The organism is Pseudomonas sp. No.21, assembly GCF_054558415.1.
In genome coordinates this window covers 69,275-93,930 of record NZ_BAAJNO010000016.1, presented here as the reverse complement: position 1 = coordinate 93,930, position 24,656 = coordinate 69,275, and the positions used below count along the sequence as shown (strand labels likewise).

The following is a 24,656-nucleotide window of genomic DNA, read 5'->3' as shown; positions in this document are numbered from 1 at the left end:
TCAGGATTTACGCGTGGCGATGGAAACGGAAGAGAAGCCATTGCCCTTGAGCAAGTCCATCACCGCCACCAGGCGCTTAACTTCCACGCCCTGGTCGCTATTGATGATGATGACCAACTTCTCGGCCGTGCCTTCCAGCACTTTCAACTGTTCGACCAGCAGGCTCTCGCTGACATCCTGGCCATCGAGCTGCAACTTCTCGTCGAGCCCCAGGGTGATCACCGCCTTGTTCTGCGGCTTCAGCTGCTGGGCATGGGCGGCCGTCGGCAACTGCGTCTTGATGCCTACGGCGGGAATCACGTTGAGACTCACCAGCACGAAAAACACCAGCAGGAACATCATCACATCGATCATCGGGATGATCTCGATGTGGGCCTTCTTCTTCTTCGCAACATCCCAGCTACGCATGAGGACACAACCTCCCACAGTCATCAGCGATGGGCGGCCTCAACCTGCCCTCATTTGATCCTGACCATCAACGCAGGATTGGCGCGAATGATGGCGAGTTCATGTAACGCTTTGATGACAGCACGGAGCGTGCCAGAAACTGACTTCACAATCAGTATTGAAATAAGCGTTTGATTTGCATGGCCCGCAGCAGAGGCTCCTGGCCAATGAATGCCGATCAGGTCACACCTGTCCATGCCCCAATCTGGCGACTTCCACGAAAAGCCCGCACCAAGTTGTCTCAACAGACAGGATCAAACGGATATCGTCCGACAATTTATCAACCTGTCATCTCCGTCAGGTTTCATGGGGGCAGCCGCAGCGCGCGACGCAAGCCTTTCCGCGCCTGTGGCGGCATGCCGGTTGCTAGCCAACCGACGAGCAACCCATCGACGGAGTACGCAATGCGCAAGACGATCCACGCCCTGGCCCTGGCCGTAGCGACAACCCTGCCTGCCGCCTTGCTGGCGGAGGAAATACTGCCTTCGGAGGTGCACTGGGTTTCGGTCGAGGAGATCGGCAGCAGCCTGTCGGGGCAGGCGCCCATCAGCGTCGCTTTCGATATCGACGACACGCTGCTGTTTTCCAGCCCCTGCTTCTACCACGGCAAGCAGAAGTACTCGCCAGGCAGCGACGCCTACCTGCACGACATGCGCTTCTGGCAGGAAACCAACGGCGGTTGCGACCGCTACTCGCTGCCCAAGGAGGTGGGGCGCAGGCTGATCGACCTGCACCAGGCCCGGGGCGACCGCATCTTCTTCATCACCGGCCGGCCGAACACACCCGGGGAGAAGCTCAGCGAGATCCTCCAGCAGACCTTCGCCATCAAGGCGATGAACAAGGTGATCTTCTCGTCCGGCCCGGAGAAGGCCGCGTTCATCCGCCAGCAGGGCATCGCGCTCTACTACGGCGATTCGGACAGTGACATCCGCTCGGCGCGGGACGCCGGCATCCGCGGCGTCCGGGTGATGCGCGCCGCCTCCTCGACCAACCAGCCGCTACCGGAGAACGGAGCGCTGGGCGAGGAGGTGATCATCGACTCGGATCACTGAGCCGGCTTCATCCGCTCGCGCAACTCGGCGCAGTGATCCTTGGCCGGCAGCGCGGCGGTGTACCAGACGTAGTCGGCGCTGCCCGGCTCCACGGTCTTGCCGGCCTCGGCGAGGATCAGCACCGCACTGCCCTGCCCCGCTCCGAGATCGGCCAGGTGCAGCGGCACGCCCAGGTCGCGGCGCACATGGAAGGCACCGGCGAACAGCAGCGCCGGTTGCGGGGCCGCCAGCAGGCGCTCGGCCATGCGCCGGTCACGCTGCTGCTGCACGGCGAGCATGGCCGGGAACTGGCTCTCCGGCAGCAGCCCGCAATGGGATTCGCGAATCTGCTCGCGCAGGGCGTCCTGGACGGTGGCCGTGGTCGAGGCGGTGCCGCTGAGCGCTGGCTGCTCACCATAGATGCGCATGATCTCGCTGCGATCCAGGTTCGCCGCCAGCAGCGGGTAGGGCTGGGCCAGCGCATGGCGCACGATCGGGCCGTACAGCGCCCAGTCCCAGTTCCTCTGCCAGGCCAGCGCGCTTTCCAGCTCACCTTCATCGGCGCCGGAACGGATACGTGCGTGCACGGCATCCACCTTGGCCTGCTGGTCGGGGTTGAGCATTTCCAGCAGCAGGCTGCCCTGGCTGCGACGGCCTTCCAGCGCCTGCAGCAACCACAACTGCAGGGCGTGGTGGTCGGGGTTGTCGTGCTGTTCGCCCACCAGCACGCGCGGCGCCTCGGCGAGGCGGTCGAGCAATTGCCGTGGACTCAGGGTCTGGCCACTGCGCAGGTCGCGGATGACACCGAGATCGGCATGCTGGCGGGCCTCCGGGCTCTGCCACTGGGGCAAGGGCGGGGTGGCCTGGCACGCCGCCAGGGACGCGATGACGAGCAGGAGAAGCAGGCGCATGGATGGATTCCTCGGGTTCGTTCAGCGCGCGACGATCAGGGGATGGCCGCGTTCCGGGTGGCGCTGCACCAGCACGTCGAGGCCGAACACGGCCTTCAACGGCTCGGGTTGCAGCACCTCGTCGGGCGTGCCCAGCACATGGGGGCGCCCGTCGCAGAGCAGCAGCAGGCGGTCGCAGTAGCGCGCCGCCAGGTTCAGGTCATGAAGGATCACCAGCACCGCGGCGCCACGCCCGGCGAAATCACGCACCGCCTGCAGGGTGGTGTGCTGGTGCAGGGGGTCGAGCATGGAGGTGGGCTCGTCCAGCAGCAGGTGCTGCCCCTGCGCGCCCGGCCACAGCTGTGCCAGCACCCGCGCCAGGTGCACGCGCTGGCGCTCGCCGCCGGACAGCGCCAGGTAGCTGCGCCCGGCCAGGTGCGCGGCATCGGCCGCCTCCAGGGCTTCGCCGATGATTTCCGCATCGCGCACGCGGCCCGTCGCGTGGGGCAGGCGGCCCATGCCGACCACTTCCTCGACGCGGAAGCCGAAGTTCAGGGTCGAGCTCTGCGGCAACACCGCCAGGCGCTGGGCACGTTGCGGGCCGGCCCATTCGGCAAGCGGGCGGCGCTCCAGGCTGACCTGGCCGGCGGCCAGGGCCAGCTCGCCGCTCAACGCGCCAAGCAGGGTGCTCTTGCCCGCGCCGTTGGGGCCGAGCACGCCCAGCACTTCGCCGGGGCGCAGCTCCAGGTCCACGCCCGCCAGCACCACGGTGCTGCCACGGTGCACTTCAAGCTGTTCGACACGCAGCATCAGTGACGCCCCCGCAGCAGCAGATAAAGGAAGAATGGCGCGCCGATCAGCGCGGTGACGATGCCGATGGGCATCTCCGCCGGCGCCAGCACCAGGCGCGCGGCCAGGTCGGCGAACAGCAGCAGGCTGGCACCGGCCAGTGCCGAGGCCGGTAGCAGGACACGGTGATCCGGCCCGGCGACCAGGCGCACCAGGTGCGGCACCACCAGGCCGATGAAGCCGATCAGCCCGGCAGCAGCCACCGCAGCACCGACGCCCAGCGCCGTGCACAGCACCAGCTCGCGCTTGAGCTTCTCCACCTCGAAGCCCAGGTGGCGCGCCTCGGACTCGCCCAGCAGCAAGGCGTTCAGCGCCTTGGCACGGCGCGGCAGCCACAGCGCCACCGCCCCGGTGATCAGCAGCAGCGGCCACAGCCGCGCATAGCTGGCGCCATTGAGGCTGCCCAGGTTCCAGAAGGTCAGGGTGCGCAGCGTGGCGTCGTCCGCCAGGTAGGTGAACAAACCGATGCAGGCGAAAGCCAGGGCGTTGAGGGCGATGCCGGCGAGCAGCATGGTCACCACGCTGGTCTGCCCGTCGCGCCGGCCGAGGCGGTAGACCAGCGCCGTCACCCCCAGGCCACCGGCGAAGGCGCAGGCGGACAGCAGGTAGGGCGCGATGTTCTCGGGCAGCCCGCCGAGGGCCGCACCACCGACGATGGCCACCGCCGCGCCGAGGGCCGCGCCACTGGAAACGCCGACCAGGCCGGGGTCCGCCAGCGGGTTGCGGAACAGGCCCTGCATGGCCACGCCAGACAGCGCCAGCACCGCGCCGACGGCGAGGCCCAGCAGGGTGCGCGGCAGGCGGATCTGCCCGAGGATCAGTTCGGCCTGCTCCAGGCCTGCGGGCGCGAGCGGCATCCCGGCCAGGCGCAGGGCCGCGCGCAGGGTGTCGCCCAGGGGCAGGCTCACCGGGCCGAGGGCCAGGGACAGCCACAGGGCGAGCGCGAGCAAGGCGCCCAGTGCGATGAACAGGGGGCGCGAATGTACAGCTGGGGTCATGGCTGGTTCTGGCTGTTGGCGGTCAGGGCCGGTGCCTGAGGATAAAAGCCCGCGGACAGCGCGGCCACCCCATCCGGCAGGCGCGGGCCGAGGCCGCCCACCAGCAGGGTCGGGTCCAGCGGCAGCAGGCGGCCCTGCTTGCCGGCACGGGTCATGGCCAGGGCGGGGTTCTGCTTGAGCAGCGCGGCCTTGGCTTCCTCGCCTTCGAGGCGGCGATCGGCGAACACCACCACGTCCGGGTCCAGCGCCGCCAGCGCCTCGTTGGAGATCGCCTTGTAGCCGAGGTGATCGGTGATGTTCCGGCCACCGGCCTGCTCGATGATCCAGGCGGCGGCGGTGTCCTTGCCGGCAGCCATGGGGTTGCTGCCGGCATGGCCGAGCAGCAGCAGGACGCGCGGCGCCTCCTGCGTGCGCCGGGTCTCGGCGACCCACCGGGCCTGTTGCTCGAAGCGCTGGCTGTAGTCGGCGAAGACCTTTTGCGCGCGGGCCTCGTCACCCAGCAGGCCGCCGATCAGCGTGAGGTTCTTCTCCAGCACCGGCAGCTCGGCCCTGGACGGCAGCAGTTCGATGCGCACCCCCGCTGCCTTGACCTGCTCGATCACCGGCGGCGGGCCCATTTCCTCGGTACCCAGCAGCATGTCCGGGCGCAGCGAGAGGATGCCCTCGGCGGCCAACTGGCGCTGGTAGCCGATGCTCGGCAGCGACTTCAGCGAGGCGGGATGGAGGCTGGTGGTGTCGACGCCCACCAGCTTGCTCTCGCCACCCAGCGCCACCACCCATTCACTGAGGGAGCCCCCGGCGCTGACCCAGCGTTGCGGCAACGGATCGGCGGCATGCGCCGCTTGGCTCAGGAACAGGCCGGCGCACAGGCCGGCAAGGGAAACAGCAACACGCATCCTATGACTCCTTCAGATTCAGGCGGAACGACGCCCCGGCAGGGGCGGGGCGTCGGGATGGATCGGGCCGGAGCTCGGCCAGGCGTCAGAGCGCCGGGGCGGTCTCGGCCAGGGCACGCCAGTCTTCCCGCTCCGGGATGCCCGGCTTGCGCGCGCCGAACAGTTGCAGCACCAGCTCGCCTTCGGCATCGAAGGCTTCCCAACTGGTGATCACGCCGTCGCTGCTGGGCTTGCGTACCCGCCACAGCTCGGTCACGCCCGGGGTCTTCAGGTGCAGGTTGAACTCGGGGTCGAGCACGTTGAACCAGGTGTCCATCCACTTCAGGTTCTGCACCGGGCCGCTGTGGATCTGGATGCAGTGGCGGTTGCCGACGAACACCATGATGGGGATCTGCTTATCCCCCGCCGCCTCCAGCAGGCGCGGCAGTTCGGCGGTGTCCAGCTTCTCGGCCCATTCGGTGCCGGCCAGGCGCAGGGCCTGGGTGCGTGCCGCGCCGTGCTTCTTCAGCAGGGCGAAGAAGTGGTGGGTGTCCTTGAGGGCTGACCAGCCTTCACGCAGGCTGGCGACGTCGATCTCGGCATCGGGCTTGACCGGCTCGGCGGCGGGCAGCGGCTGCAGGTCCAGCTCGGCGCTCTGTTCCTCGGCCTGGAAGCGCTCGACCAGCGGCGCCCAGGCGGCGACTTCGCTGCGCTCGGTGAGGAACACCTTGTGCACGGCCACGCCCTGCCTGTCGAAGATCTGGATGCTGCGCTGAGTGCCGCGCGGGGTTTCTTCGGCCACGGCGAACACGCTGGACCAGCCACCGAGGAACAGGCGCAGGTCGATGTCGGCGGACACCACCAGGCCCATCTGCCCGTTGGCCATGACCGAGACCTCGCGGTACACGCCCTTGCGCTCATGCACGCAATGCTCGTTGCGGGTCAGCGCCATGATGGGGCCCAGCTCACCCAGCGCGGGCAGCAGGCTCGCCCACTCGGGGCGCAGGCGCACGGCATCCACGCCCAGGCGGCTGGCGGTGAGCTCGCCCTCGCTGACCGAGAGGCGCTCGGCGGCGTCACGGGCACGCAGGCGCGGCTCCTCGCCACGCAGCGTCTGCCAGGCCTGGTAAAGGGCGGGGCCCGCCGTGGCGGTTTGGTTGAGGGCAGTCATGGTGTCACTCCTTCAGGATCAACGGCTCGCCGTAAGGGCGAATTCAATGGGTATTCTCACGCGGCTCGGCACCGGCTCGCCGTCCTGGACCTCAGGACGGAAGCGCCAGCTGGCGACCGCGTTCATGGCCGCTTCGTCGAGGCTCTCGATGCCTGACGAACGCAGCAATTTCATCTCCCGCAGCCCACCGCGCTCGTCCAGGCGCACCTCCACCAGGACCACGCCCTGCTGGTTGCGACGGCGCGCCTGGGCCGGGTAGATCGGGGGCTTGGGCGGTGTGAGGAAGGAAGGCTGGTCGATGACCACCTCGGCCTTCGGCGACTTGGCGGCCTGCCGGGCGGGTGCCGACTGCGGGGCCGCGCTGGGCGTCGAAGGTGCCACTTGCGCCACGCTCGGCTCGCTGCTGGAGCGGGACTGTGGGTGCGGCTGCGGCTCACTGCGCACGACCTTGCGCGCGGGCACTTCGGGACTGACCAGGCGCGGCTTTACGGCAACGGGCCTGGCTTCCGCGACCGGGTGGCTCTGTGGTTCCACCTTGCGGGGAGCCGGTACCGGGCGCGCCACGGGCTCAGCCACGGCAGGCGCCGGTTCGACCAGGCTGACCAGGTGCACCACGTCCGCCCGGGCCTCTCCCCGGGCGATAGCCGGCTCCGCCCGCAGATCGTGCAGGAGCCATGCAAGCCCCCCGTGCGCGATAAGCGACAGCGCGAGGCAGAGTGGAATACGCGGCATGTTCAAGCCCGAACTCACAAATACGAATCAATTTGATAATTGTTTGCATTTGACTGTCAACCTCATTATGTTCGCCACCGATGCCAACCTGCGATCACCAGAGAGGCCGGCGAAAGCGATGACCAGGACGGCCATCGGGAAAGGCACCCGCGGCATGACGCCCGTGGCTTCCAGCCACACCAGAAGTGCCCGGCCGGCCCCTGGACGCGCCTTGAACCCGGGAGTCCATCCATGTCGCCTCGCCCCCCCTTCGCCCGCCGCCCCTGGCTGGCCCTGCTGCTCCTGTCGCCCTCCCTCGCCCTGGCCGCGGAAAAGACCGCGACCCAGTTCGACACCGTCACGGTGACCGCCACCCGCAGCGAGCAGACGCTCGACCAGGTGCCGAACACGGTGTCGGTAATGACTGAACGAGAGATCGACCAGAAGAACGTAAAAAATATTCAGGACCTGGTGCGTTACGAGCCGGGTGTGTCGGTCGGCGGGACGGGCAGCCGCTTCGGCCTGTCCGGCTTCACCATCCGGGGCATCGGCGGCAACCGCGTGCTGACGCAGGTGGACGGCGTGAGCATGCCGGACGCCTTTTCCTTCGGCGGCTTCCTCAGCGCACAGCGCGACTACGTGGACCCGGACACCCTCAAGCAGGTGGAGATCATCCGTGGCCCGGCCAGCTCGCTGTACGGCAGCGACGCCATCGGCGGCGCGGTGAGCTTCCTCACCAAGGATGCGGCCGACTACCTGGACGAAGGCGATGACACCTACGCCCGCCTGAAGACCGGCTACGACGGCTCCAACGACAGCTGGCTGCGCAGCACCACCCTCGCCGCCCGCCAAGGCAACGTCGATGGCCTGGTGCACATCGGCCGCCGCACCGGCCAGGCACTGGACACCCAGGGCGACATCGGTGGCATCGGCGCGACCCGCGAGGAAGCCAACCCGGTCGACTACACCACCGACAACCTGCTCACCAAACTCGGCTGGAACTACGCCGAAGGCCAGCGCCTGCAACTGACCTACGAGCGCTACCAGGACGACACCGACACCAAGGTTTTGAGCAACTACAGCAACACCGCCACCATCCGTACCCAGGATGCGCGCGACAGCGTCGACCGCGAGCGCTATTCGCTACTGCACACCCTGCAGCTGGACAGCCCCATAGCGGACAACCTGCAGAACCAGCTCAGCTACCAGGACAGCCAGACCCGCCAGCGCACCTACGAGAACCGCGTCGTCACGGGTTCGGCGCGCTTCCGCACCCGCGACTCCCACTACGAGGAGAAGCTCTGGGTGCTCAACAGCAAGCTGGACAAGTCCTTCAGCATCGCCGGCAGCCAGCACACCCTGGTCTACGGCACCGACCTCAAGCGCCTGAAGAACGCCGACCTGCGCGAAGGCGGCGAGACCGTCATCGCCACCGGGGTCAACACACCGGTGCTGCCGACCAGCGACTTCCCGGACCCGACCACCAACGAATACGCGGCCTTCATCCAGGACAACATCGAGATCGGCCGCTGGACCCTGCTGCCGGGCCTGCGCTACGACTACTACGCGATGAAGCCCCACGCCACCACGCGTTACCTCAACAGCCAGGCGACCGACGCCAACCCGAGCGACTTCACCGACTCGGCCGTATCCCCCAAGTTCGGCGTGACCTACCAGGTCGACGACCAGCACAGCGTGTACGGCCAGTACGCCGCCGGCTTCCGCGCCCCGCAGGCGATCGAGATCTTCGGCGAGTTCATCAACCCGGGCATGTACCGCACCCTGGCCAACACCAACCTCAAGGCCGAGACCAGCGACAGCTTCGAACTGGGCCTGCGCGGCAAGTACGAGATCGGCAGCTTCGGCGCCGCGCTGTTCTACAACCGCTACGACGATTTCATCGAGCAGGTATCCCGCGCCTCCAGCGTGCCGGGCTTCCCCTTCGGCGAGTTCCAGTACGTCAACCGCGACCGGGTGACCATCCGTGGCTTCGAAGCCAAGGGCGAGCTCTTCCTCGACAAGCTCGGCATGCGGGCCGGCTGGCGCGCCATGAGCTCCGTGGCCTACGCACGGGGCAAGGACGAAGGCACCGGCCAGCCGATCAACAGCGTCGACCCGCTCAAGGGCGTCTTCGGCCTGGGGTATGCACAGCCCAATGGCAAGTTCGGCGGTGACCTGAGCTGGACCCTGGTGGCGGCCAAGGAACGCATCGACCGCACCCAGACCGTCGGCCAGTACCAGAGCTCGGGCTACGGCCTGCTGGACCTGAACGGCTGGTGGCAGGTCACCGAGGCGTTCTCGGTCAACGCCGGGTTGTTCAACCTCACCGACAAGGACTACTGGCAGTGGGGCGATGTGCGTGGGCTCACCGAGAACAGCCCCAGCCTGCAGCGCTACACCCAGCCCGGCCGCCATGCGGCGGTCAACCTGATCTGGGAGATCTGAGCCCTTTCAGCGCAGGGACGCGCCCCCTCTTGGCAATCCATGGCAGCGCGGGATAATGCCCGCCTGCCGTGGAGACGCCGATGATCCTGCTATGCCGCCCCGACGAGTTGGCCGAAGGCCAGAGCCGGGGCTTTCTGATCGATGACCTGAAGCTGCTGCTGGTTCGCCGGGAGGGCCGGGTCCATGCCTATGAAAACCGCTGCCCGCACCGGGGCATTCCCCTGGAATGGCAACCGGACCGCTTTCTCGACGACAGCGGCAGCCTGATCCAGTGCGCCACCCACGGAGCGCTGTTCCTTGTCGAATCCGGTGAATGCGTGGCCGGGCCTTGCGCTGGGGAGTCCCTGCGCGCCCTCGTCTGCAGCGAGGACGAGCACGGCATCTGGCTGGCGCGTTAGCAGGCTGCTGAACAACTAACTGCGTTGCCGCTGCGGCGTTGAAAACGCCCTCAAATGCTCATTTACCCTACGTAAACTTCGCTTTTTCGGCCGTTTTCGCCTTGCGTCGGCTGCCTCGTCTACGTTTTTCAAAGGCCTGCTAGCCGAGCACCTGCAACTTGCGCTGCAGCACCAGCCCTTCAGGGCTGACCTCGGCGCCATAGGCGAGCACCTCCACCCCGGCGGCCTTGGCATCGGCCAGGGCGGCGGCGTAGGCCGGGTCGATTTCCACCGCTGCGCGCACGGCCTCGATGCCGGAGAGGTTGACGCAGTAGAACTGCACCGCGCGCATGCCCTGGCGCGCCAGCGCCGCCAGCTCGCGCAGGTGCTTGCTGCCCCGCACAGTGACGGCGTCGGGGAAGGCCGCCACGGCGGTGCCGTCGAAGCCCAGGGTCACGCTCTTCACTTCCACGAACACCTCGCCCGCCGGGTAGTCCAGGCGGAAGTCGGCGCGGCTGTTCTCCACGCCGTAGGCGACCTCGCGCTTGAGCGCGGTGAAGCCGGCCAGTTCGGGAATCAGGTCGGCGCGCAGGGCCTCCTCGACCAGGGCGTTGGCCCGTGCGGTGTTCACGCAGGCCAGGCGCCCCTGGGGCGTTTCGGTGATTTCCCAGGTGCCGGGGAGCTTGCGCCTGGGGTCGTTGGAGCGGCTGAACCAGACCCGGCAGCCTTCGCTCATGCAGTTGAGCATCGAGCCGGTGTTCGGGCAGTGGATGGTCAACAGCTCGCCGTCGAGGGTCTCGATGTCGGCGAGGAAGCGCTTGAAGCGGCGCAGCAGGCGGCCCTGCTCCAGGGGCGGTACGAACTTCATGCCGTCAGCGCTGCCCAGGTCTGCAGGCCATGGGCGATGCGCCGCACCGCTTCCTCCAGGCGCGGCAGGCTCTGGGTGTAGGCGAAGCGCACGTGCTGGTTGGCCAGGTGGCGGCCGAAATCCAGGCCCGGGGTGAAGGCCACGTGCTCGGTCTCGATGAAGTGCCGGCAGAAGGCGTAGGCGTCCTGGGTGAAGGCGGAAACATCCGCATATAAATAGAAGGCACCTTCGGGCTCGACGGCGATGCGCAAACCGAGCTCGCGCAGGGCGGGCAGCAGGTAGTCGCGACGGCGGGCGAACTCGATGCGGCGTTCTTCGAGTATCGCCAGGGTGCCCGGCTCGAAGCAGGCCAGGGCAGCGTGCTGGGCCATGGAGGGGGCACTGATGTAGAGGTTCTGCGCGAGCTTCTCCAGCTCGGGCACTGCATCACGGGGCGCCACCAGCCAGCCGAGGCGCCAGCCGGTCATGCCGAAGTACTTGGAGAAGCTGTTGAGCACGAAGGCGCCGTCATCCACCTCCAGCACGCTGGCGGCATCCACGCCGTAGGTGAGGCCGTGGTAGATCTCGTCGACCACCAGGTGACCACCCTTGGCTTTCAGCGCGGCGGAGAGGCCGGCCAGCTCGTCGCGGGTGAGCAGCGTACCGGTGGGGTTGGCGGGCGAGGCGACCAGGGCGCCGACGCTGTCGCCATCCCAGTAGCGCTCCACCAGGTTCGGCGTCAGCTGGTAGCGGCTCTCGGGGCCGACCGGTACCAGTTGCGCGGCGCCCTCGACCAGGCGCAGGAAATGGCGGTTGCAGGGGTAGCCCGGGTCGGCGAGCAGCCAGTGGCGCCCCGGGTCGACCAGCAGGCTCGCGGCCAGCAACAAAGCCCCCGAACCACCGGGAGTAATCAGGATGCGTTCGGGGTCGATATCCAGGTCGTAGCGATCGCCATAGAACCCGGCGATGGCGCTGCGCAGTTGCGGCAGGCCCCGCGCGGCGGTGTAGCGCGTGTGGCCGGCAGCCAGGGCAGCCTGCCCGGCCTGCACGATGGGCGCGGCGGTGCTGAAGTCCGGCTCGCCGATCTCCAGGTGGATGACGTCATGCCCCTGCGCCTGCAAATCGTTGGCGCGGGCCAGCAGGGCCATCACGTGGAAGGGTTCTATGGCACGGCTGCGTGCACTGTATGACTGGGCCATCGGCCTTCCTTTATTAACGCAAAGAGCGGATTCTACCGAATGGTCCGGGAAGGCTGCAGCAACCACGATAACTGGGAGTAGCGTGCCCGGAGTCGATCTGGTAAGTTCGCCCGCTTGCAGTCGCAGGGCCGGGTTACCGGCGATGGACCAGAACCTGCGCAATGGATTAGAGAAAGTGAGAGGCGGCCATTCATGCCCACCAAAGCAAAGCAACAGAGCAGCCAACTGATCCGTGGTTTCGAGCCTTACCAGGAAACCAAGGGTGAGGAGTACATGAGCGACCGCATGCGCGCTCACTTCACCAGCATCCTCAACAAGTGGAAAGTTGAGCTGATGGAAGAGGTGGATCGTACCGTGCACCACATGCAGGACGAAGCCGCCAACTTCCCCGATCCGGCCGACCGCGCCAGCCAGGAAGAAGAGTTCAGCCTGGAGCTGCGTGCACGCGATCGCGAGCGCAAGCTGATCAAGAAGATCGACGAGACCCTGCAACTGATCGAAGACAACGACTACGGCTGGTGCGACTCCTGCGGCGTCGAGATCGGCATCCGTCGTCTCGAGGCACGCCCCACCGCCACGCTCTGCATCGACTGCAAGACGCTGGCGGAGATCAAGGAAAAGCAACTCGGTTCCTGATCCCAGAACGGGGCGCTACGGCGCCCCGTTTCGTTTCCGCAGGCCCGCCTTCCAATGAGTTCTCCCACCTACATCGGCCGCTTCGCCCCGACGCCCAGCGGCTTTCTGCATTTCGGTTCCCTCGTCGCCGCCCTCGCCTCCTACCTCGATGCCCGCTCGGTCGGCGGCCGCTGGCTGCTGCGCATGGAGGACCTCGACCCGCCGCGCGAGGTACCCGGCGCCCAGGACGCGATCCTGCGTACCCTGGAAAGCTACGGCTTCGAGTGGGACGGCGAATGCGTGCGCCAGAGCGATCGCCACGATGCCTACGCCCAGGTGCTCGACCGCCTCTTCGACCAGGGCCTGGCCTACGCCTGCACCTGTTCGCGCAAGCAGCTCGAAGGCCACCAGGGGGTCTACCCCGGTTTCTGCCGCAATGCGCTGCACCCCCGGCATGACGCTGCGATCCGCCTGCGCGTGCCGGAGCTGATCTACGGTTTCACCGACCGTGTGCAGGGCGAGTTCCGCCAGCACCTGGGGCGCGAGGTGGGGGACTTCGTCATCCGCCGCCGCGACGGCCTCTACGCCTACCAGTTGGCCGTGGTGCTGGACGACGCCTGGCAAGGCATGACCGACGTGGTACGCGGCGCCGACCTGCTCGACTCCACGCCGCGCCAGCTCTACCTGCAGGAACTGCTGGGCCTGCCGCAGCCGCGCTACCTGCACGTGCCACTGATCATCCAGCCCGACGGGCACAAGCTGGGCAAGTCCTATCGCTCCCCGCCGTTGCCGCCCGACCAGGCCGGCCCACTGCTCAACCGCGCCTTGCGCGCGCTCGGCCAGCGCCCACCGGATGAACTCGCCGAGGCCACCCCTCGCGCGGTGCTCGGCTGGGGCATCGCCAACTGGGACGCCACGCGCATCCCGGGCAGCCGCACGCTGGCCGAAGCGCAGCTGCGCTAGGGTCATCTCTCCCCTCGCACCGGCATCGGGCATTCGCTACCATCGCCGCACTCCCGATGCGAGATGCGGCATGTATATCTACCGACTGGTTCTGCTCCTGGTGGTGGGGATCTATCTGTTTTCCCCGGCCATCATGGACTGGTGGATCGACCCCAATGGGGCCTGGTACCGCCCCTACCTGCTCTGGCTGATCCTGATCGTGGTCACTTTCATCCTCCAGAGCCAACGCGATGCTGACGAGCTTTAGCCTGAGCCAGCTGATCCTCATCAGCGCGGCTTACCTGTTCACCCTGTTCGGCGTCGCCTGGCTCAGCGATCGCGGCTTCGTGCCTCGGCGCATCGTCCGCCACCCGCTGACCTACACCCTGTCGCTGGGCGTCTACGCCAGCGCCTGGGCCTTCTATGGCACGGTCGGGCTGGCCTACCAGTACGGCTACGGCTTCCTCGCCAGCTACCTCGGCATTTCCGGCGCCTTCCTCCTCGCGCCGGTGCTGCTCTACCCCATCCTGCGCATCACCCGCACCTACCAGCTGTCCTCGCTGGCGGACCTCTTCGCCTTCCGCTTCCGCAGCACCTGGGCCGGCTCGCTGACCACGCTGTTCATGCTCGTGGGCGTGCTGCCGCTGCTGGCGCTGCAGATCCAGGCGGTGGCGGACTCCATCGGCATCCTCACCCGCGAGCCGGTGCACGACCGCGTGGCCCTGGGCTTCTGCGCGCTGATCACGCTGTTCACCATCCTCTTCGGCGCGCGCCACATCGCCACCCGGGAGAAGCACGAGGGCCTGGTGTTCGCCATCGCCTTCGAGTCGCTGGTCAAGCTCACCGCCCTGGGGGGCATCGGCCTCTATGCGCTCTATGGCGTGTTCGGCGGGCCCCATGAACTGGAGCTGTGGCTGCTGCAGAACCAGGCGGCACTCTCCACCCTGCACACCCCGCTGCAGGAAGGACCGTGGCGCACGCTGCTGCTGGTGTTCTTCGCCTCGGCCATCGTGATGCCGCACATGTACCACATGACCTTCACCGAGAACCTCAACCCCCGCGCCATGGTCAGCGCCAGCTGGGGCCTGCCGCTGTTCCTGCTGCTGATGAGCCTGGCGGTGCCGTTGATCCTCTGGGCCGGCCTCAAGCTCGGCGCCACCACCAACCCGGAGTACTTCACCCTGGGCCTGGGCATCGCCGTGAACAGCGACGCCCTGGCCCTGCTCGCCTATGTCGGCGGGCTGTCGGCGGCCAGCGGCCTGATCATCGTGCTGACCCTGGCGCTGTCGGGCATGGCGCTCAACCACCTGGTGCTGCCGCTCTACCAGCCGCCGTCCGAGGGCAACATCTACCGCTGGCTGAAATGGACGCGCCGGGCGCTGATCGTCGCCATCATCATGGCCGGCTACGGCTTCTATCTATTGCTGGGCGCCGAGCAGGATCTCTCCAACCTCGGGATCGTCGCCTTCGTCGCCACCCTGCAATTCCTTCCCGGCGCGCTGTCGGTCCTCTACTGGCCGACCGCCAACAGCCGCGGCTTCATCGCCGGCCTGCTGGCCGGCATCGGCGTCTGGCTATTCAGCATGCTGCTGCCGCTGGTGGGCAACCTTCAGGGCATCTACCTGCCGCTGTTCAACGCCATCTACGTGCTCGACGACACCAGCTGGCACATCGCGGCGATCGCCTCGCTGGCGGCCAACGTCCTGGTCTTCACCCTGGTATCGCTGTTCACCGACGCCAGCGCCGAAGAGCGCGGCGCCGCCGAAGCCTGCGCGGTGGACAACGTGCGCCGCCCGCAGCGCCGCGAACTGGTGGCCGGCTCGCCCCAGGAGTTCTCTGCGCAACTGGCCAAGCCGCTGGGTGCGAAGACCGCACAGAAGGAAGTGGAGCAGGCCCTGCGCGACCTGCACCTGCCCTTCGACGAGCGCCGCCCCTATGCGCTGCGCCGCCTGCGCGACCGCATCGAGGCCAACCTGTCGGGATTGATGGGGCCGAGCGTGGCCCAGGACATGGTGGAGACCTTCCTGCCCTACAAGTCCGGCAGCGAGAGCTACGTCACCGAGGACATCCACTTCATCGAGAGCCGCCTGGAGGACTACCACTCGCGCCTCACGGGCCTTGCCGCCGAGCTGGACGCCCTGCGCCGCTACCACCGCCAGACGCTGCAGGAACTGCCGATGGGCGTGTGCTCGCTGGCGAAGGACCAGGAGATCCTCATGTGGAACCGGGCGATGGAGGAGCTCACCGAGATCCCCGCCCAACGCGTGGTGGGCTCGCGCCTCTCGGCCATCAGCGAACCCTGGAAGGGGCTGCTGGAAAGCTTCATCAACCTGCCCGACGAACACCTGCACAAGCAGCGTCTGCAACTGGAAGGCCAGGCACGCTCGCTGAACCTGCACAAGGCCGCCATCGACGAACCCCTCGCCCCGGGTAACACCGGCCTGGTACTGCTGGTGGAAGACGTTACCGACACCCAGTTGCTGGAAGACAAGCTGGTGCATTCCGAGCGCCTGGCCTCCATCGGCCGCCTCGCCGCCGGTGTCGCCCACGAGATCGGCAACCCCATCACCGGCATCGCCTGCCTGGCGCAGAACCTGCGCGAGGAGCGCGAGGGCGACGGCGAGCTGACCGAGATCAGCAGCCAGATCCTGGAGCAGACCAAGCGCGTGTCGCGCATCGTCCAGTCACTGATGAGCTTCGCCCACGCCGGCGGCCGCCAACAGGCCACCGAGCCTGTGTGCCTGGCCGACGTGACCCAGGACGCCATCGGCCTGCTGTCGCTGAACAAGCGCAGCGTCGACGTGGAGTTCTTCAACCTCTGCGATCCGGAGCACGTCGCCGAGGGCGATCCGCAACGCCTGGCCCAGGTACTGATCAACCTGCTTTCCAATGCCCGGGATGCATCACCGCCCGGCAGCGCGATACGCGTGCGGAGCGAAATCTCCGACCACGCGGTCGACCTCGTGGTGGAGGACGAGGGGAGCGGGATTCCCAAGGCGATCATGGACCGACTGTTCGAGCCGTTCTTCACCACCAAGGACCCGGGCAAGGGGACCGGCCTGGGCCTCGCGCTGGTCTATTCGATCGTGGAAGAGCATTATGGCCACATCACCATCGAAAGCCCGGCCGACCCCGAGCAACAGCGCGGCACCCGAATCCGGGTGACGTTGCCACGATTTGTCGAAGCGACGTCCGCTGTGATCTGAGACCGTCGAGAGAGCTGAATTTAATGCCACATATTCTCATCGTCGAAGACGAAACCATTATCCGTTCTGCCTTGCGCCGCCTGCTTGAACGCAACCAGTACCAGGTCAGCGAAGCCGGCTCCGTCCAGGAAGCCCAGGAGCGCTACAGCATCCCCGGCTTCGACCTGATCGTCAGCGACCTGCGCCTGCCCGGCGCCCCGGGCACCGAGCTGATCAAGCTCGCCCAGGGCACCCCGGTCCTGATCATGACCAGCTACGCCAGCCTGCGCTCGGCAGTCGATTCGATGAAGATGGGCGCGGTGGACTACATCGCCAAGCCCTTCGACCACGACGAGATGCTCCAGGCCGTGGCGCGCATCCTCAAGGAGCGCCAGGAAGGCAAGGGCGCCCCGGCCGAACGCAGCGGCAGTTCGCGCGGCACCGAAAAAGCCGCATCGGGTGGTGCCGCAGCCGACGGCGAAATCGGCATCATCGGCTCCTGCGCCTCGATGCAGGAGCTGTACAGCAAGATCCGCAAGGTCTCGCCCACCGACTCCACCGTGCTGATCCAGGGCGAATCCGGTACCGGCAAGGAGCTGGTCGCCCGCGCCCTGCACAATCTTTCCCGCCGCGCCAAGGCGCCGCTGATTTCGGTCAACTGCGCCGCGATCCCTGAGACCCTCATCGAATCCGAGCTCTTCGGCCACGAGAAAGGTGCGTTCACCGGCGCCAGCGCCGGGCGTGCCGGCCTGGTCGAGGCGGCCGATGGCGGCACCCTGTTCCTCGACGAGATCGGCGAATTGCCGCTCGAAGCCCAGGCGCGCCTGCTGCGCGTGCTGCAGGAAGGCGAGATCCGCCGTGTCGGTTCAGTGCAATCTCAGAAGGTCGACGTGCGCCTGATCGCCGCGACCCACCGCGACCTCAAGACCCTGGCCAAGACCGGCCAGTTCCGCGAAGACCTCTATTACCGTCTCCATGTGATTTCCCTGAAGCTGCCCGCCCTGCGCGAGCGCGGCAACGACGTGATCGAGATCGCCCGCGCCTTCCTCGCCCGCCAGTGCACCCGCATGGGACGTGAGGACCTGCGCTTCGCCCACGACGCCGAGCAGGCCATCCGCCATTACCCCTGGCCGGGCAACGTGCGCGAGCTGGAGAACGCCATCGAGCGCGCGGTGATCCTCTGCGAGAGCCCGGATATCTCGGCCGACCTGCTGGGCATCGACATCGAGCTGGACGACCTGGACGACGAGGACTTCCTCGATGCTCCGGTCCAGGCGACCAGCAGCAGCCACGAGCCGACGGAGGATCTGTCGCTGGAGGACTACTTCCAGCACTTCGTGCTCGAGCACCAGGATCACATGACCGAAACCGAGCTTGCCCGAAAACTGGGCATCAGCCGCAAGTGCCTGTGGGAGCGCCGCCAGCGCCTCGGAATCCCGCGCCGCAAATCGGGGGCCGCCACCTCCTGAAGGCGCGAGCCCGGTGACAGAGCGGTGCGGACGGAGTTCCCCGCTTTGTTACCGCGTTAATCTCTCGTAACAAAAGCCGGGTCTTAAGGTAACGAAAGCCCGGCTTTTTTGTACCCGCCCGCCAACCCCAAAACGCCGCAAACCCTTGATTTACAAGGAATCGCAAAAGTTGGCACGGCATCTGCTTTATCTCTGGCACAACAACAATAACAAACGTGTAACCCCACAATAAGAACAAGACGTACCGACTCCAGCACAACAAAAACAAAACCGCGGAGGCGCAGCTAACTGATTCTTTTGGAGAGGAGTTGCCTTTGGGGCTCGCCCCACGACCAGGCTGAGAACAATAAAACTGTCATGAGACAGCGCCTGAACTGGTTGGATCACGGAATGATCATGGCACCGTCAGCGTCCAAAGCAATCCGTTTGCTATTGACCCTCGATTCGAGGGCATTTCCAGAGGCCACGAACCTGCTGGAACGGGTCGAACAACAAAAACACCAAGCCCGACACAACAATAAAAACAAAGCACGCACCAATTTGGGGGGGAGCTTCGGCTCCCCCAGTAGCTTTGACACACCCCCGCCGCTTCCTTCACCATCTCCCGACCCAGTGCTAGAATCCGCGTCCATCGTGCGGTCTTGTCCAATTCTGGCCGTCCATTCCGCAAAACAGTGCATCCCATGCTGAAGAAGCTGATCCAGTCTTTTCGCTCTCCCCTGCGCCGCTCCCAGCATCCCCGCAGCACACCCGAAGTATTGAGCAATCGCCAGCACTCGCTGGAACGTGCGGATATCAGCCGCAATGCCGTTAACGTAGTCGAGCGCCTGCAGAAAGCCGGCTACCAGGCCTACCTGGTCGGTGGCTGCGTGCGTGACCTGCTGCTGAACCTGGAGCCCAAGGACTTCGACGTGGCCACCAGTGCCACGCCCGAACAGGTCCGCGCCGAATTCCGCAACGCCCGGGTCATCGGCCGTCGCTTCAAGCTGGTCCACGTGCATTTCGGCCGTGAGATCATCGAGACCGCGACCTTCCGGGCCAATCATCCCCAGGGTGCCGACGAGGAGGACAGCAACCAGTCCTCGCGCAACGAGAGCGGCCGCATCCTGCGGGACAACGTCTACGGCAACCAGGAAGAAGACGCGCAGCGCCGCGACTTCACCATGAACGCCCTCTACTACGACCCGGTCACCGAGCGCATCCTCGACTACGCCCACGGCGTGCACGACATCCGCAATCGCCTGATCCGCCTGATCGGCGACCCCGAGCAGCGCTACCTCGAAGACCCGGTGCGCATGCTTCGCGCCGTGCGCTTCGCCGCCAAGCTCGACTTCGAGATCGAGAAACACAGCGCCGCCCCCATCCGCCGCCTGGCGCCGATGCTGCGCGACATCCCGTCCGCCCGCCTGTTCGACGAGATCCTCAAGCTGTTCCTCGGCGGCAAGGCCGAGCGCACCTTCGAGCTGCTGCTGGAATACGACTTGTTCGCCCCGCTGTTCCCGGCCGCTGCGGCGTCCCTGGAACGCGACCCGGAATACGCCGGCGCCCTGATCCGCCAGGCCCTGGCCAACACCGACGAGCGCATCCGCCTGGGCAAGCCGGTCACCCCCGCCTTCCTCTTCGCCGCGTTGCTCTGGCCGGCCCTGCCCATCCGTGCTGCCCTGCTGCAGGAAAAGGGCATGCCGCCGATCCCGGCCATCCAGGAAGCGGCCCACGGGCTGATCCTAGAACAGTGCCAGCGCACCGCCATTCCCAAGCGCTTCACCATCCCGATCCGCGAGATCTGGGACATGCAGGAACGCCTGCCGCGCCGCAGTGGCAAGCGCGCCGACCTGCTGCTGGAGAACCCGCGCTTCCGCGCCGGCTACGACTTCCTCCTGCTGCGCGAAAGCGCGGGCGAGGAGACCGACGGCCTGGGCGACTGGTGGACCGACTACCAGGACGCCAGCGACAGCGAGCGCCGCGCCATGATCCGCGACCTCAGCGGCAAGGACGATGGCAACGGTGCACCGCGCAAGCGTCGTCGTGGCGGCAGCCGTCGCAAGCGCGGCCCGCGTGAAGGTTCGGCTCCCGCCAGCGAGTGATGATGGAACGCATCTATATAGGGCTCGGCAGCAACCTCGCCGAGCCTGCCGCGCAACTGGCCAGCGCCCTGCAGGCCATGGCCGCGCTGCCTCGCACCCGCCTGGCGGCCGTCTCCTCGCTCTATGCAAGTGACCCGCTCGGCCCACCCGAGCAACCCCGCTACGCCAACGCCGTGGCCGCCCTGGACTCCGAACTCGCTCCCCTGGAACTGCTCGACGGCCTGCAGGCGATCGAACTCGCCCAGGGCCGTGTGCGCAAGGACGAGCGCTGGGGCCCACGCACCCTCGATCTGGATATCCTGCTGTTCGGCGAGCACGCGATCGACCTGCCGCGCCTGCAGGTCCCGCACTACCACATGCACGCCCGCGCCTTCGTCCTCTATCCCCTCGCGGAGGTAGCCGGAGAGACCCTCAGGCTGCCGGACGGCCGTGCCCTGCGGGCCCTTCTCGATGCCTGTCCCTTCGAGGGGCTGGAGGTCGCGGGGGCCCTTCCGGGCATGGCGGTAACGCCGTAACAGATCGGTAACACCTGCAATTGACACCATGCCCCACCATCGGGACTATAAGCGTCCCGTTGCCCCGTGCCGGTGCAGAATCGGTACCGATGAGGACGTTTTCATGCCTGATGTGACCCTGACCACCCTTCAAGAGCTGAAGCACAAAGGCGAGAAGATCGCCATGCTCACAGCCTATGACGCCACCTTCGCCCAGGCCGCGAGCCAGGCAGGTGCCGATGTCCTGCTGGTGGGCGACTCCCTTGGCATGGTCCTGCAAGGCCATGACAGCACCCTGCCGGTGAGCGTCGCCGACATGGCGTACCACACCGCCGCCGTGAAGCGCGGCAACCGGGGCGCGCTGATCATCGCCGACCTGCCGTTCATGGCCTACGCCACCCTGGAGCAGACCTTCGCCAACAGCGCAGCCCTGATGCAGGCCGGCGCCCACATGGTGAAGCTGGAAGGCGCCGCCTGGCTGGCCGAGCCCATCCGCCTGCTGGCAGAGCGCGGCATCCCGGTATGCGCGCACCTGGGCCTCACCCCGCAAGCGGTGAACATCCTCGGTGGCTACAAGGTGCAGGGCCGCCAGGAAGCCCAGGCCCGCCAGCTGCGCGCCGACGCCATGGCCCTGGAACAGGCTGGCGCCGCCATGCTGCTGCTCGAATGCGTCCCCAGCGAACTCGCCGCCGAAATCACCCAATCGGTGAAGATTCCGGTCATCGGCATCGGTGCCGGCAGCGCCACCGACGGCCAGGTGCTGGTCATGCACGACATGCTCGGCCTGTCCCTCACCGGTCGTGCGCCCAAGTTCGTGAAGAATTTCATGGAAGGCCAGGCCAGCATCCAGGCCGCCATGGCCGCCTACGTGAAGGCCGTCAAGGACGTCACCTTCCCTGCCGCCGAACACGGATTCTCCGCATGATTACCGTCAAGACCGTTCGCGAGTTGCGCGCCGCCGTGGCCCGTGCTCGCGGCGAAGGCAAGCGCATCGGCCTGGTGCCGACCATGGGCAACCTCCACGCCGGCCACGCCGCGCTGGTGGAGAAAGCCGCCCAACGCGCCGACTTCGTCGTCACCAGCATCTTCGTCAACCCGCTGCAGTTCGGCCCCAGCGAAGACCTGGCCAAGTACCCGCGCACCCTGCAGGCCGACCAGGAGAAACTGGTCGCCGCCGGCTGCCACCTGCTGTTCCACCCGGACGTCGAGGAGATGTACCCCGACGGCATGGCCGACCAGACCCGTGTCAGCGTTCCCCTGGTTTCCGAAGGGCTCTGCGGCGCCAGCCGCCCGGGCCACTTCGAAGGTGTCGCCACCGTGGTCAGCAAGCTGTTCAACATGGTCCAGCCGGACCTCGCCCTGTTCGGCGAGAAGGACTTCCAGCAACTCGCGGTGATCCGCAAGCTGGTCCGCGACCTCAACCTGCCGATCCAGGTCATGGGGGAAGCCACGGTCCGCGCCGAGGACGGCCTGGCCCTCTCCTCGCGCAACGGCTACCTGGACGAACAGCAACGCGCCGCAGCGCCGGCCCTGTACCGCACCCTCAAGCAACTGGCCGCGTCCGTGAGCGCCGGCGACAGCGACTTCGCAGCCCTGGAAGCCCAAGGCCGCGAGGCGCTCGAGAAGGCCGGTTTCCGCCCCGACTACCTGGAAGTCCGCGAAGCCGCCAGCCTGCGCCCGGCGCGTCCCGGCGACCAGGAGCTGGTGATACTGGCCGCCGCCTACATGGGCAGCACCCGGCTGATCGACAACCTCGCCTTCAACCGTCACGTGAAGGCCTGAAACCCGCGCCCGGCAAGGCTTGCCCGCCCCCCGGGGTTCGGGCAAACTCTGCCGCCGCCAGCGTCCAGACAAGGAAAACGCCATGCACGCCATCATGCTCAAGGCCAAGCTGCACCGCGCCGAAGTCACCCACGCGGTGCTCGACTACGAAGGCTCCTGCGCCATCGACGGTGAATGGCTGGACCTCGCCGGCATCCGCGAGTACGAACAGATCCAGATCTACAACGTCGACAACGGCGAGCGCTTCACCACCTATGCCATCCGTGGTGAAAACGGCTCGCGCATGATCTCCGTCAACGGCGCCGCCGCACACAAGGCCAAAGTAGGCGACCGGGTCATCATCTGCGCCTACGCCCACTACAGCGAAGCCGAGCTGGCCAACTTCAAGCCGCGCATGCTCTACATGGCACCCGGCAACGAGCTGAGCCACACCAGCAACGCCATCCCGGTCCAGGTCGCCTGAACCCTGACCCGCTAGACTGAAAGCCCGGAACACTCCGGGCTTTTTCGTGTTCATAACCAAGTTGATTGCTTGAAGGCACGCCATGAACCACCACCTCAATCCCCTCGACGTCACCCAACTGCCCAGCTGGGGCGCGCTGTCCGCGCACCGTGAGGAGCTGGCCGGCTTCAAGATGCGCCAGGCCTTCCAGGAAGACGGCGAGCGCTTCAAGCGCTTCACCCTCAGTGCCTGCGGCCTGCTGCTGGACTTCTCCAAGAACCTGATCCGCGAAGACACCCTGGCCCTGCTCGTGAAGCTGGCCGAGGAAGCCCAGCTCGGGGAAGCCATAAAGGCGATGTTCCAGGGCGAGGTGATCAACGCCTCCGAGCGTCGCCCCGTGCTGCACACCGCGCTGCGTCGTCCCATCGGCGACAAGGTGCGGGTGGACGGCAAGGACGTGATGCCCGAGGTGCACCGCGTGCTGCACCAGATGACCGAGCTGGTGGGCTACGTGCACAACGGCCTGTGGCGTGGCTACACCGAGAAACCCATCACCGACGTGGTCAACATCGGCATCGGCGGCTCCTTCCTCGGCCCGCAGCTGGTTTCCGAGGCGCTGCTGCCCTTCGCCCAGAAAGGCGTGCGCTGCCACTACCTGGCCAACATCGACGGCAGCGAATTCCGCGAGCTGGCCTGCAAGCTCAACGCCGAGACCACGTTGTTCATCGTCTCCAGCAAGTCCTTCGGCACCCTGGAAACCCTGAAGAACGCCCAGGCCGCCCGCGCCTGGTACCTGGCCCAGGGCGGCAGCGAGGAAGAGCTCTACCGCCACTTCATCGCCGTTTCCAGCAACAAGGAAGCGGCCATGGCCTTCGGCATCCGCGAGGAGAACATCTTCCCGATGTGGGACTGGGTGGGCGGCCGCTACTCGCTGTGGTCGGCCATCGGCCTGCCGATCGCCATGTCCATCGGCATCTCCAACTTCAAGGAGCTGCTGTCCGGCGCCTACAGCATGGACCAGCACTTCCAGACCGCGTCCTTCGAGCGCAACATCCCGGTGATCCTGGCCCTGCTGGGCGTCTGGTACGGCGACTTCTGGGGCGCCCGCAGCCACGCGATCCTGCCCTACGACTACTACCTGCGTAACTTCACCGACCACCTGCAGCAGCTGGACATGGAATCCAACGGCAAGACCGTGCGCCAGGACGGCAGCCCGATCACCGCCGGTACCGGCCCGGTGATCTGGGGTGGCGTCGGCTGCAACGGCCAGCACGCCTACCACCAGCTGCTGCACCAGGGCAGCCACCTGATCCCCGCGGACTTCATCGTCCCGGTCTCCAGCTACAACCCGGTCGCCGACCACCACCAATGGCTGTTCGCCAACTGCCTGTCGCAGAGCCAGGCGATGATGCTCGGCAAGTCCCGCGAGGAAGCCGAGAACGAGCTGCGCGCCAAGGGCCTGGACGAAGCCGAGGTGCAGCGCCTGGCACCGCACAAGGTGATCCCCGGCAACCGCCCCAGCAACACCCTGGTGATGGAGCGCATCAGCCCCCGTCGCCTGGGCGCGCTGATCGCCATGTACGAACACAAGGTCTACGTGCAGAGCGTGCTCTGGGGCATCAACGCCTTCGACCAGTGGGGCGTGGAACTGGGCAAGGAACTGGGCAAGGGCGTCTACTCGCGCATCGTCGGCAGCGAGGAAACCCCGGCCGAAGACGGCTCCACCCAAGGCCTGATCGACTTCTTCCGCGGCCGTCACCGCGGCTGATGCCCGCGCCGCACCCGGCCCCGGGTGCGGCGCCT

The 24,656-nt window shown here is 66.9% G+C and carries 24 protein-coding genes; 14 read left to right on the top strand and 10 right to left on the bottom strand.

Translation table 11 applies throughout. The features are described from left to right. Nucleotides 1-408 (bottom strand): ExbD/TolR family protein, encoded by a 408-nt coding sequence (locus ACYJSS_RS26745; RefSeq protein ID WP_021219306.1) that lies wholly within the window; start codon nucleotides 406-408, stop codon nucleotides 1-3. A 50-nt stretch (nucleotides 409-458) separates the two neighbouring features. Further along, nucleotides 459-644: a hypothetical protein gene (locus ACYJSS_RS26740; RefSeq protein ID WP_236205938.1), complete on the bottom strand. Its 186-nt coding sequence runs from the start codon at nucleotides 642-644 to the stop codon at nucleotides 459-461. A gap of 207 nt (nucleotides 645-851) precedes the next feature. On the opposite strand from ACYJSS_RS26740, the gene aphA reads away from it, so the two are divergent. Then, the gene (gene aphA / locus ACYJSS_RS26735; RefSeq protein ID WP_111260130.1) at nucleotides 852-1,499 is read left to right on the top strand and encodes an acid phosphatase AphA; all 648 of its coding nucleotides are present in this window, start codon (nucleotides 852-854) and stop codon (nucleotides 1,497-1,499) included. Here aphA and ACYJSS_RS26730 read toward each other — a convergent pair. The 6 genes from ACYJSS_RS26730 to ACYJSS_RS26705 form a co-directional block, all read right to left on the bottom strand. Further along, nucleotides 1,493-2,389, bottom strand: coding sequence for a ChaN family lipoprotein (locus tag ACYJSS_RS26730; RefSeq protein ID WP_111260131.1), 897 nt, complete (start codon nucleotides 2,387-2,389; stop codon nucleotides 1,493-1,495). The genes aphA and ACYJSS_RS26730 overlap by 7 nt on opposite strands. A 21-nt stretch (nucleotides 2,390-2,410) precedes the next feature. Next, nucleotides 2,411-3,178, bottom strand: a complete 768-nt coding sequence (locus tag ACYJSS_RS26725) for a heme ABC transporter ATP-binding protein (RefSeq protein ID WP_111260132.1) — start codon at nucleotides 3,176-3,178, stop codon at nucleotides 2,411-2,413. Continuing rightward, nucleotides 3,178-4,215, bottom strand: a complete 1,038-nt coding sequence (locus ACYJSS_RS26720; RefSeq protein ID WP_069561603.1) for a FecCD family ABC transporter permease — start codon at nucleotides 4,213-4,215, stop codon at nucleotides 3,178-3,180. Before ACYJSS_RS26720 ends, ACYJSS_RS26725 begins: the two co-directional genes overlap by 1 nt. Continuing rightward, a complete protein-coding gene (locus ACYJSS_RS26715) occupies nucleotides 4,212-5,111 on the bottom strand; it encodes a heme/hemin ABC transporter substrate-binding protein (protein WP_111260133.1) in 900 nt (299 codons plus the stop codon). Before ACYJSS_RS26715 ends, ACYJSS_RS26720 begins: the two co-directional genes overlap by 4 nt. 85 nt (nucleotides 5,112-5,196) lie before the next feature. Beyond that, entirely contained in the window at nucleotides 5,197-6,261 is a 1,065-nt protein-coding gene (locus ACYJSS_RS26710) for a hemin-degrading factor (protein ID WP_111260134.1), read from the bottom strand. Nucleotides 6,262-6,279: 18 nt separating this feature from the next. Beyond that, entirely contained in the window at nucleotides 6,280-6,873 is a 594-nt protein-coding gene (locus tag ACYJSS_RS26705) for an energy transducer TonB (RefSeq protein WP_158545576.1), read from the bottom strand. A gap of 351 nt (nucleotides 6,874-7,224) precedes the next feature. Here ACYJSS_RS26705 and ACYJSS_RS26700 point away from each other — a divergent pair, with 351 nt between their 5' ends. After that, nucleotides 7,225-9,417: a TonB-dependent hemoglobin/transferrin/lactoferrin family receptor gene (locus tag ACYJSS_RS26700; RefSeq protein WP_459480924.1), complete on the top strand. Its 2,193-nt coding sequence runs from the start codon at nucleotides 7,225-7,227 to the stop codon at nucleotides 9,415-9,417. Between the two features lie 80 nt (nucleotides 9,418-9,497). Next, nucleotides 9,498-9,815, top strand: a complete 318-nt coding sequence (locus tag ACYJSS_RS26695; RefSeq protein WP_111260137.1) for a Rieske (2Fe-2S) protein — start codon at nucleotides 9,498-9,500, stop codon at nucleotides 9,813-9,815. Between the two features lie 139 nt (nucleotides 9,816-9,954). On the opposite strand, the gene sfsA is transcribed toward ACYJSS_RS26695, so the two are convergent. Together sfsA and ACYJSS_RS26685 are read right to left on the bottom strand one after the other, a co-directional pair. Further along, on the bottom strand, nucleotides 9,955-10,662 hold the full coding sequence (gene sfsA / locus ACYJSS_RS26690) for a DNA/RNA nuclease SfsA (RefSeq protein ID WP_111260138.1): 708 nt from the start codon (nucleotides 10,660-10,662) through the stop codon (nucleotides 9,955-9,957). Then, nucleotides 10,659-11,840, bottom strand: coding sequence for a pyridoxal phosphate-dependent aminotransferase (locus tag ACYJSS_RS26685; protein WP_111260139.1), 1,182 nt, complete (start codon nucleotides 11,838-11,840; stop codon nucleotides 10,659-10,661). Before ACYJSS_RS26685 ends, sfsA begins: the two co-directional genes overlap by 4 nt. Before the next feature lie 192 nt (nucleotides 11,841-12,032). Here ACYJSS_RS26685 and dksA point away from each other — a divergent pair, with 192 nt between their 5' ends. The 11 genes from dksA to pgi all read left to right on the top strand — a co-directional run bounded on the left by dksA (nucleotide 12,033) and on the right by pgi (nucleotide 24,621). Next, nucleotides 12,033-12,476 carry an RNA polymerase-binding protein DksA gene (gene dksA / locus ACYJSS_RS26680; RefSeq protein WP_015478905.1) on the top strand — a complete coding sequence of 148 codons (444 nt, stop codon included), beginning with the start codon at nucleotides 12,033-12,035 and terminating at the stop codon, nucleotides 12,474-12,476. Nucleotides 12,477-12,530: 54 nt separating this feature from the next. Then, nucleotides 12,531-13,418: a tRNA glutamyl-Q(34) synthetase GluQRS gene (gluQRS, locus tag ACYJSS_RS26675; protein WP_111260140.1), complete on the top strand. Its 888-nt coding sequence runs from the start codon at nucleotides 12,531-12,533 to the stop codon at nucleotides 13,416-13,418. Nucleotides 13,419-13,488: 70 nt separating this feature from the next. Beyond that, entirely contained in the window at nucleotides 13,489-13,665 is a 177-nt protein-coding gene (locus tag ACYJSS_RS26670) for a hypothetical protein (protein WP_003095129.1), read from the top strand. Beyond that, a complete protein-coding gene (locus tag ACYJSS_RS26665; protein WP_111260141.1) occupies nucleotides 13,649-16,603 on the top strand; it encodes a sensor histidine kinase in 2,955 nt (984 codons plus the stop codon). The genes ACYJSS_RS26670 and ACYJSS_RS26665 overlap by 17 nt, the downstream gene beginning before the upstream one ends. A gap of 23 nt (nucleotides 16,604-16,626) precedes the next feature. Further along, the gene (locus ACYJSS_RS26660; protein WP_111260142.1) at nucleotides 16,627-18,051 is read left to right on the top strand and encodes a sigma-54-dependent transcriptional regulator; all 1,425 of its coding nucleotides are present in this window, start codon (nucleotides 16,627-16,629) and stop codon (nucleotides 18,049-18,051) included. Nucleotides 18,052-18,734: 683 nt separating this feature from the next. Continuing rightward, on the top strand, nucleotides 18,735-20,135 hold the full coding sequence (locus tag ACYJSS_RS26655) for a polynucleotide adenylyltransferase PcnB (RefSeq protein WP_111260143.1): 1,401 nt from the start codon (nucleotides 18,735-18,737) through the stop codon (nucleotides 20,133-20,135). A gap of 2 nt (nucleotides 20,136-20,137) precedes the next feature. Beyond that, complete coding sequence (gene folK, locus ACYJSS_RS26650) at nucleotides 20,138-20,650, top strand: 2-amino-4-hydroxy-6-hydroxymethyldihydropteridine diphosphokinase (protein WP_111260144.1); 513 nt, start codon at nucleotides 20,138-20,140, stop codon at nucleotides 20,648-20,650. Between the two features lie 103 nt (nucleotides 20,651-20,753). Further along, nucleotides 20,754-21,554 (top strand): 3-methyl-2-oxobutanoate hydroxymethyltransferase, encoded by an 801-nt coding sequence (gene panB, locus ACYJSS_RS26645; RefSeq protein WP_111260145.1) that lies wholly within the window; start codon nucleotides 20,754-20,756, stop codon nucleotides 21,552-21,554. Then, nucleotides 21,551-22,411: a pantoate--beta-alanine ligase gene (gene panC, locus ACYJSS_RS26640; RefSeq protein WP_111260146.1), complete on the top strand. Its 861-nt coding sequence runs from the start codon at nucleotides 21,551-21,553 to the stop codon at nucleotides 22,409-22,411. Before panB ends, panC begins: the two co-directional genes overlap by 4 nt. A gap of 82 nt (nucleotides 22,412-22,493) precedes the next feature. Next, entirely contained in the window at nucleotides 22,494-22,874 is a 381-nt protein-coding gene (gene panD / locus ACYJSS_RS26635; RefSeq protein ID WP_003457244.1) for an aspartate 1-decarboxylase, read from the top strand. Between the two features lie 82 nt (nucleotides 22,875-22,956). After that, complete coding sequence (gene pgi / locus ACYJSS_RS26630) at nucleotides 22,957-24,621, top strand: glucose-6-phosphate isomerase (protein WP_111260147.1); 1,665 nt, start codon at nucleotides 22,957-22,959, stop codon at nucleotides 24,619-24,621. Nucleotides 24,622-24,656: the final 35 nt, after the last annotated feature.

Bases quoted from the DNA above. Each gene is read 5' to 3' on its own strand.
- ACYJSS_RS26745 (WP_021219306.1), bottom strand. From the start codon at position 408: ATGCGTAGCTGGGATGTTGCGAAGAAGAAGAAGGCCCACATCGAGATC.
- ACYJSS_RS26740 (WP_236205938.1), bottom strand. From the start codon at position 644: ATGGACAGGTGTGACCTGATCGGCATTCATTGGCCAGGAGCCTCTGCT.
- aphA (WP_111260130.1), top strand. From the start codon at position 852: ATGCGCAAGACGATCCACGCCCTGGCCCTGGCCGTAGCGACAACCCTG.
- ACYJSS_RS26730 (WP_111260131.1), bottom strand. From the start codon at position 2,389: ATGCGCCTGCTTCTCCTGCTCGTCATCGCGTCCCTGGCGGCGTGCCAG.
- ACYJSS_RS26725 (WP_111260132.1), bottom strand. From the start codon at position 3,178: ATGCTGCGTGTCGAACAGCTTGAAGTGCACCGTGGCAGCACCGTGGTG.
- ACYJSS_RS26720 (WP_069561603.1), bottom strand. From the start codon at position 4,215: ATGACCCCAGCTGTACATTCGCGCCCCCTGTTCATCGCACTGGGCGCC.
- ACYJSS_RS26715 (WP_111260133.1), bottom strand. From the start codon at position 5,111: ATGCGTGTTGCTGTTTCCCTTGCCGGCCTGTGCGCCGGCCTGTTCCTG.
- ACYJSS_RS26710 (WP_111260134.1), bottom strand. From the start codon at position 6,261: ATGACTGCCCTCAACCAAACCGCCACGGCGGGCCCCGCCCTTTACCAG.
- ACYJSS_RS26700 (WP_459480924.1), top strand. From the start codon at position 7,225: ATGTCGCCTCGCCCCCCCTTCGCCCGCCGCCCCTGGCTGGCCCTGCTG.
- ACYJSS_RS26695 (WP_111260137.1), top strand. From the start codon at position 9,498: ATGATCCTGCTATGCCGCCCCGACGAGTTGGCCGAAGGCCAGAGCCGG.
- sfsA (WP_111260138.1), bottom strand. From the start codon at position 10,662: ATGAAGTTCGTACCGCCCCTGGAGCAGGGCCGCCTGCTGCGCCGCTTC.
- ACYJSS_RS26685 (WP_111260139.1), bottom strand. From the start codon at position 11,840: ATGGCCCAGTCATACAGTGCACGCAGCCGTGCCATAGAACCCTTCCAC.
- dksA (WP_015478905.1), top strand. From the start codon at position 12,033: ATGCCCACCAAAGCAAAGCAACAGAGCAGCCAACTGATCCGTGGTTTC.
- gluQRS (WP_111260140.1), top strand. From the start codon at position 12,531: ATGAGTTCTCCCACCTACATCGGCCGCTTCGCCCCGACGCCCAGCGGC.
- ACYJSS_RS26670 (WP_003095129.1), top strand. From the start codon at position 13,489: ATGTATATCTACCGACTGGTTCTGCTCCTGGTGGTGGGGATCTATCTG.
- ACYJSS_RS26665 (WP_111260141.1), top strand. From the start codon at position 13,649: ATGCTGACGAGCTTTAGCCTGAGCCAGCTGATCCTCATCAGCGCGGCT.
- ACYJSS_RS26660 (WP_111260142.1), top strand. From the start codon at position 16,627: ATGCCACATATTCTCATCGTCGAAGACGAAACCATTATCCGTTCTGCC.
- ACYJSS_RS26655 (WP_111260143.1), top strand. From the start codon at position 18,735: ATGCTGAAGAAGCTGATCCAGTCTTTTCGCTCTCCCCTGCGCCGCTCC.
- folK (WP_111260144.1), top strand. From the start codon at position 20,138: ATGGAACGCATCTATATAGGGCTCGGCAGCAACCTCGCCGAGCCTGCC.
- panB (WP_111260145.1), top strand. From the start codon at position 20,754: ATGCCTGATGTGACCCTGACCACCCTTCAAGAGCTGAAGCACAAAGGC.
- panC (WP_111260146.1), top strand. From the start codon at position 21,551: ATGATTACCGTCAAGACCGTTCGCGAGTTGCGCGCCGCCGTGGCCCGT.
- panD (WP_003457244.1), top strand. From the start codon at position 22,494: ATGCACGCCATCATGCTCAAGGCCAAGCTGCACCGCGCCGAAGTCACC.
- pgi (WP_111260147.1), top strand. From the start codon at position 22,957: ATGAACCACCACCTCAATCCCCTCGACGTCACCCAACTGCCCAGCTGG.